6 protein-coding genes are annotated in these 6,766 nt (G+C 71.4%); 3 read left to right on the top strand and 3 right to left on the bottom strand.

Annotated elements, in window-relative coordinates:
* A partial coding sequence (locus Q0195_RS09615) for an FAD-dependent oxidoreductase (RefSeq protein WP_299277610.1) occupies positions 1 to 1,312 on the top strand: 1,312 nt, incomplete at its 5' end.
* 50 nt (positions 1,313 to 1,362) lie between these two features.
* Here the strand turns inward: Q0195_RS09615 and Q0195_RS09610 are convergent.
* The 3 genes from Q0195_RS09610 to Q0195_RS09600 all read right to left on the bottom strand — a co-directional run bounded on the left by Q0195_RS09610 (position 1,363) and on the right by Q0195_RS09600 (position 4,482).
* Complete coding sequence (locus Q0195_RS09610; RefSeq protein ID WP_299277607.1) at positions 1,363 to 2,262, bottom strand: carbohydrate ABC transporter permease; 900 nt, start codon at positions 2,260 to 2,262, stop codon at positions 1,363 to 1,365.
* The gene (locus Q0195_RS09605) at positions 2,262 to 3,164 is read right to left on the bottom strand and encodes a sugar ABC transporter permease (RefSeq protein WP_299277605.1); all 903 of its coding nucleotides are present in this window, start codon (positions 3,162 to 3,164) and stop codon (positions 2,262 to 2,264) included. Before Q0195_RS09605 ends, Q0195_RS09610 begins: the two co-directional genes overlap by 1 nt.
* 61 nt (positions 3,165 to 3,225) lie before the next feature.
* A complete protein-coding gene (locus Q0195_RS09600; protein WP_299277602.1) occupies positions 3,226 to 4,482 on the bottom strand; it encodes an ABC transporter substrate-binding protein in 1,257 nt (418 codons plus the stop codon).
* Positions 4,483 to 4,624: 142 nt separating this feature from the next.
* Between Q0195_RS09600 and Q0195_RS09595 the strand changes: the two genes are divergently transcribed.
* Both Q0195_RS09595 and Q0195_RS09590 read left to right on the top strand, forming a co-directional pair.
* Entirely contained in the window at positions 4,625 to 6,367 is a 1,743-nt protein-coding gene (locus Q0195_RS09595) for a sugar phosphorylase (RefSeq protein WP_299277600.1), read from the top strand.
* 22 nt (positions 6,368 to 6,389) lie between these two features.
* The coding region (locus tag Q0195_RS09590) for a VOC family protein (RefSeq protein WP_299277597.1) at positions 6,390 to 6,766 on the top strand (377 nt) is incomplete at its 3' end.

Genomic DNA, 6,766 nt, shown 5'->3' with positions numbered 1-6,766 from the left:
GGGCCGCGGCGTCGTCTCCACGCTGTGCATCGAGCCGCGGGTGGCGCTCGCCGTCGTCGAGGGGATGCTCGCCCCCGCCCGTGCGTCCGGCCGGCTCCGCACCCTGCTGGAGCACCGCCCCGTGGCCGCCGAGACGGAGGGTGACCGGGTCACCGCCGTCGTCCTCACCGACCCGGCCGGAGCACGGGCCACCGTCACCGCGCCGATGTTCCTCGACGCCACCGAGACCGGCGAGCTGCTCGACCTCTCCGGCACCGAGCACGTCACGGGCGCGGAGTCGATCGACCAGACCGGTGAACCGCACGCCAAGCCCGTGCCCGAGCCGCGGAACATGCAGGCCGTCTCGTGGTGCTTCGCGCTGGAGCACCTCGCGGGGGAGGACCACACCATCGACCGCCCCGTCCGGTACGCCGAGTTCCGCGACGCCGTGCCCGCCGGCTACGGCGGCCCGCAGCTCTCCTTCGTCGCACCGGTCCCGCGCACCGGCCAGCCGCACGAGCGCACGTTCACCCCGAACATCGACCTCGACGCCGTCGTCGACCACCGCACCGTCGGCGGCGACTTCGAGCTGTGGGCCTTCCGGCGCATCGCCGCCCGCCAGACCTTCCGCCCGGGCTGGCTGCGCAGCGACATCACCACGGTCAACTGGCCCATGATCGACTACCTCGGCGGGCCCGTCTTCGGCGGCCCCGACGACGACGCCCACCTCGCCGGGGCGCGCGACCTCTCGCTGTCGTTCCTCCACTGGCTGCAGACCGAGGCGCCCCGTCCCGACGGCGGGACCGGCTACCCCGGTCTGCGCCTGGTACCCGAGGTGGTCGGCACGGCCGACGGGCTCGCCAAGCGGCCCTACATCCGCGAGTCCCGCCGGATCCAGGCGCAGCACACCATCGTCGAGCAGGAGGTCGCTCTCGCCACCCGCCCCGACGGGAGAGCGGTGCGCCATGCCGACAGCGTGGGGATCGGCTCCTACCGCATCGACCTGCACCCCTCGACGGGCGGGGACGGGTATATCGACGTCGCCTCCTGTCCGTTCCAGATCCCGCTGCGCTCACTGGTCCCGGTGCGGATGACCAACCTGCTGCCGGCGGCCAAGAACATCGGCACCACCCACATCACCAACGGCTGCTACCGCCTCCACCCCGTCGAGTGGAACATCGGCGAGGCCGCCGCGACGCTCGCGGCACTGTGCCTCGAGCGGCGGTGCACCCCGCAGGACGTCACCGCTGACCAGGACCTCACCGCCGAGCTGCAGCGGCGCCTGGCCGCCGACGGCGTGGAGCTCGACTGGCCCGACGTGCGGGCGTACTGAGGGGCCGGCCGGCACCCTGGTCTTCGACGTCGGTTTCCGATCCGGAGGGCTCAGCCCTTGACCGACCCCGCCGTCAGCCCCGCCACGATCCGCTTCTGGAACGCCAGCGCCACGATGATCATCGGGATCGTCACCACCACACAGGCGGCGGTGATGGTGCCGATCGGCCGCTGGAACTCCACCGCCCCGGTGAAGGCGGCGATCGCCACCGGCACGGTCTGCGCCACCTCCGGGTTGCGGGGCGCGAACGTCGAGGCCAGGAGGAACTCGTTCCACGCCGAGACGAAGATGATGATCGCCGCGGCGAACACGCCGGGCGCGGCCAGCGGCAGGATGATCTTGTAGAACGCCTTGAACGGGGTCGCGCCGTCGACCTTCGCCGCCTCCTCCAGCTCGCGCGGGATCGCGGCGAAGAACGTCGTGAGGATGAAGATCGTCAGCGGCAGCGTGAAGGACGTGTACGGGATGTACAGGCCCTCCCACGTGTTGAGCAGCCCGAGGGTGCGCCACAGCTCGTACAGCGGCGGCACCAGTGCCACCGGCGGGAAGAGCGAGACCGCCAGCACCGCCGAGAGCAGGAGCAGCTTGCGCTTGAGCCGCAGCCGGGCGATCGCGTAGGCGGCCAGGGAGCCGACGATGACGCACAGGATCGTCGTCATCCCCGCGATCGCCAGCGAGTTGCGCAGGTTGAGGTGGAAGTTCTGCTGGAAGACGGCGATGTAGTTCTGCAGCCCGAAGGGCCCGTGGAACAGGTCGGGGCTGTTGAGCGCGCGGTCCCCGATCTTCAGCGACGTCATGATGAGCCAGAAGAACGGGAACAGGCACCACAGGAGGATGACGAGGAGCAGCGCCGACTTGCCCCAGATCTGCGCGGGGGAGCGCGCCGAGACGCCCTTGTTCTCGCGCGGGGGGCCGGTCCGTGCCGCCAGGTCGTCGATGACCGTGCTCATCACTCCTCCTCCGTGCCGATGACGAGGTCGCGACCGAGCAGCGTCACGAAGATCATGCCGATGCCCATGATGAAGACGAAGGTCAGGGTCGACAGCGCCGACCCGAGACCCGGGTCCGGTGTCCGCACCACGTACTGCTGCACGAGGATCGACAGCGACTCGGTGCCGAAGGCGCCACCGGTCATCACCTGCGGCAGGTCGTAGACCCGCAGCGCCTCGACGGTGCGGAAGAGCAGCGCGACGAGGATCGCCGGGCGCAGCAGCGGCAGCGTGATCGACCAGAAACGGCGGAAGGTCCCCGCGCCGTCCACCCGCGCGGCCTCGTGCAGCTCGTCCGGGATGGTCTGCAGGCCGGCCAGGATGAGCAGCGCGACGAACGGGGAGGTCTTCCACACGTCGGCGAAGATCACCGCGAACGCGGCGGTGCCGGACTGCCCGAGCCAGTTGAAGTCGCCCAGCCCGAGCAGGTTGTTGATGAACCCGGGCGTGACGTTGAACATGAAGAACCACATCTGGGCGGCGATCACCGTGGGGATCACCCAGGGGATGAGGATCGCGGCACGGGTGACACCTCGACCGCGGAAGGCCTGGTTCATCAGCAGGGCGAAGCCCAGGCCGATGAGGAACTCGGCCGCCACCGAGGCCACCGTGAAGTACACGGTGAACCACAGCGCCTCCCAGAAGCGGCCGGTGGCGAGCACCTCGGTGTAGTTCGCGAACCCGGCCCAACCCTCGAAGTTGCGCCGCGTGTAGGCCTGGAAGCTCACCACGACGGCGTACAGGACGGGGAAGAGGGCCACGATGGCCATGAGCACGATGGCCGGGGTGACGAAGATCCGGCCCAGGCCGGTCTCGGAGATGCCGCGCGAGCGGACCGCGGGCCGTGGCGCCGTCGTCGTCATGCGTGCCTCCTTGCGGTGGGTGAGCCGGCCGACGCCGTGCGCCGGCCGGCTCACCGCACGGTCAGATGGTGCCCTCCAGGAAGGTGCGTACCTGCTCGGCGGCCTGCCGCGGGTCGGCCTCGCCGTTGTACGCGTCGAACAGCGCGCGCTGCATCTCGACACTGATCTCGTTCCACGCCGGCGACGGCGGACGCGGCCGGGCGTCCTCGAGGATCTCCCCGAGCAGCGCCATCACCGGGTCGTCGGCCAGCTCGTCGTACACCGAGGCCATGGTGGGCGGCACCGAGCCCTCGGTGGCCAGGGTGCGCTGGACGTCCTCGTCGGTGGACAGCCACACGACGAACTCCTTGGCCTCCTCGGTGTGGTCGGAGAAGGCGCTCACCGCGTTGTTGAACCCGCCCAGCGCCGAGATCGTGCCCTCGCCGGTGAAGGTCGGCAGCGGGGCGATGTCGAAGTTCTCCGAGACCTCACCGCCGTCCTCCAGCAGGAGGGAGTAGACGTAGGGCCAGTTGCGCTGGAACACGGCGTTGCCCGACTGGAACTCGTTGCGGGCCTCCTCCTCCTGGGAGGTGTTGAACCCCGGGGCCAGGCAGCCGGACTCGCGCGCGTCGGACAGCCACTGGGTGACCTCCGTGGCGATGTCGACGTCGAAGAGCACCTCGGTCTGGTCCTCGTTGTACAGCTCGCCGCCGGCGCTCCAGTACAGCTCCAGCCAGTTCACGACGAAGCCCTCGTAGCGGGCGCCCTGGGCGACGTAGCCGGCGATGCCCGCCTCCTGGGAGGCCTGGATCGCCATCTCGCACATCTCGTCCCAGGTGGTCGGCGGCTCGTCGACGAGGTCGGTGCGGTAGAGCAGCATCCCGGCGTTGGAGTTGTACGGCGCGGCCCACAGCTCATCGCCCCACAGCGCCGACTCGAAGGGGCCGGGGAGGGTCACCGACTCGATCTCGCTGCGCACGTCCTCCAGGCTCTCGAGCCAGCCGTTCTCGGAGTACTCACCGGTCCAGATGACGTCGACGCCGAGGATGTCGAAGGTCGAGCTCTCCGCCTGGAGCTCCAGGGCGTGCTGCTCGCGCTGCTGGTCGGCGGCCTCGGGGAGGATCTCGATGCGGACCTGGACGTCGTCGTTCTCCTCGTTCCACATCTCGGTGATGACCTGGTGGACGCCACCGGGTTGGGCCTCTGCGCCGCCCAGCGCCCAGACGAGCTCGATCGGCCCGTCGCCGTCACCGTCGCCGCCGCCCCCACCACCGGGGGTGCATGCCGCCGCTAGTCCGAGCGCAAGCAACCCGGCGACGGCCACCGAGGAGCGAGGCATTCTGGTCAGACGATGAGTCGTTGCCATCACGATCTCCACTCAGAGATACGTCCTAGTAGCGACTCATGGTGGCCCAGGCGGGGCCACGGCGCAATGATGAGGCGCTAATGTCATGACATCGCAACGTGCGCGAGGGGGACCGATGCTGAGCGAGACCGCGGAGGCGCGACTGCTGGAGCACCTCACGGTTCTGTACGGGCCCGAGGCGGCCCCGGACCTGCTGGCGGAGCTGCGGGACGTCGTCGCCCGCGCCCTGCCCACCCGGCGGCCGCCGCGGGAGCGCTTCGCCGAGACGGACGTCTTCGTCATCGCCTACGGCGACCATGTCACCGAGCCGGGGCGGGTGCCGCTGCAGACGCTCGGGGAGCTGCTCACGGAGGTGGCCCCGGAGGTCACCGGGCTGCACCTGCTGCCGCACTACCCGGCCACGTCCGACGGCGGGTTCGCGGTGGCCGACCATCTCGCCGTGGACCCGGCGCTGGGCACGTGGGCGGACGTCGAGGCGCTCGGTCGCCGGTTCCGGCTCATGCTCGACGCCGTCCTCAACCACACCTCCGCCTCCCACCCGTGGTTCCGCGGCTTCCTCGACGGCGACCCGCAGTACGCGGACTTCTACGTCACCGCCGACCCCGAGGCCGACGCCGCCGCCCTCGCCCGCGTGACGCGACCACGGACGACGCCGCTGCTCACCCGCTTCACCGGCGCGGCGGGGGAGCGGTGGGTGTGGACGACGTTCAGCGCCGACCAGGTCGACCTCGACTTCCGCACCCCGGCCGTGCTGGTCGCGGCCACCGAGGTGCTCCTGCGCTACATCGCGCACGGTGCGACGTGGATCCGGCTCGACGCCATCGCGTTCCTCTGGAAGACGCTGGGCACCACGTGCATGCACCTGCCGCAGACGCACGAGGTGGTGCGGCTGTGGCGCACCCTGGTCGACGACGTCGCCCCCGGCACCGTGCTGCTGACGGAGACGAACGTGCCGCACGAGGAGAACATCTCCTACCTCGCGGAGGGACAGGAGGCGCACGCGGTCTACCAGTTCGCGCTGCCCCCGCTCACCCTGGCGGCCTTCCACCGGCGTGACGCGTCGGTGCTCACCGGGTGGCTGCGGGACCTGGCCCGGCCGCCGGAGGGGACCACCTTCTTCACCTTCCTCGCCAGCCACGACGGCATCGGGCTGCGCCCCCTCGAGGGCCTCGTCGCACCCGAGGAGGTGGCCCGCCTGGCCGAGACGGTGGCCGACCACGGTGGCCTCGTCTCCTGGCGCACCACGCCCGACGGCGGGAGGGCGCCCTACGAGATCAACTCCGTCTACTACGACGCGCTGCGCCCGCCGGGAACACAGGAGGACGAGCAGGTCGACGTCGCCCGGTTCCTCGCCGCCCACGCGATCCTCCTCGCGCTGCCCGGGGTGCCGGCCCTGTACCTGCACTCCCTGCTCGGCTCCCGCAGCTGGCACGAGGGGGTGGAGCGCAGCGGCCACGCCCGCGACATCAACCGGGAGCGCCTCGACCTGCACCGGCTGACGTGGGAGCTGGCCGACGCCGGTGGCCGGCGGGCGCGGGTGCTCGAGGGCCTGCGCGAGATGATCGCCGTCCGGGTGGCCGAGACGGCGTTCCACCCGGACGCGCCGATGACCGTGCTCGACGTGCCCGCCGGTCAGCTTGCCGTGCTGCGCTCCCCGCGGGAGGGGACCGGCGGCACGGTGCTCTGTGTCCAGGACGTCGCCGGCGCGGGCGGCACCGTCCGTGCGGCGGTGCCGCTGCCCGACGGCACCCGGCTGCACGACCTGCTGGGCGCCGGCGGGCGAGGTGCCGTGGTGCGCGACGGCGCCGTGGAGCTCTCCCTCGCCCCGTACGGCGTGCGCTGGCTGCGCGTCGAGTGACCCCGGCAGTGAGGAGGACGGCATGCGCACGGTCAGCGTCATCGCCGACGTCCAGGTGGCCGACATCGCCGCGGCCCGGGACGTCTACGCGGGCTACCTCGGGCTGAGCGTGGAGGAGTTCCACCTCGGGTGGGTGGCGCGGTTCACCTCACCGGACACCGGGGCGAACGTCCAGCTCGTCACCCGCGACGCCACCGCGGCCGAGAACCCGGTGATCTCGGTCAAGGTCGACGACATCGAGGCGGCCCTGGCGGAGGCGCAGCGCCGGGGCTACGAGATCGTCCACCCGCTGCGGGCCGAGACCTGGGGCGTGATGCGCTTCTTCGTCCGCGACCCAGCGGGAACGTCGTCAACGTCGTGCAGCACCGGGAATGAGGCGCCGGCCCAGACCGGCCCGGG

The organism is uncultured Georgenia sp. (assembly GCF_937958535.1).
GTDB lineage: Bacteria > Actinomycetota > Actinomycetes > Actinomycetales > Actinomycetaceae > Oceanitalea.
Note: the sequence above shows the minus strand (reverse complement) of the source record. Positions and strands in the feature narration are given on the sequence as shown.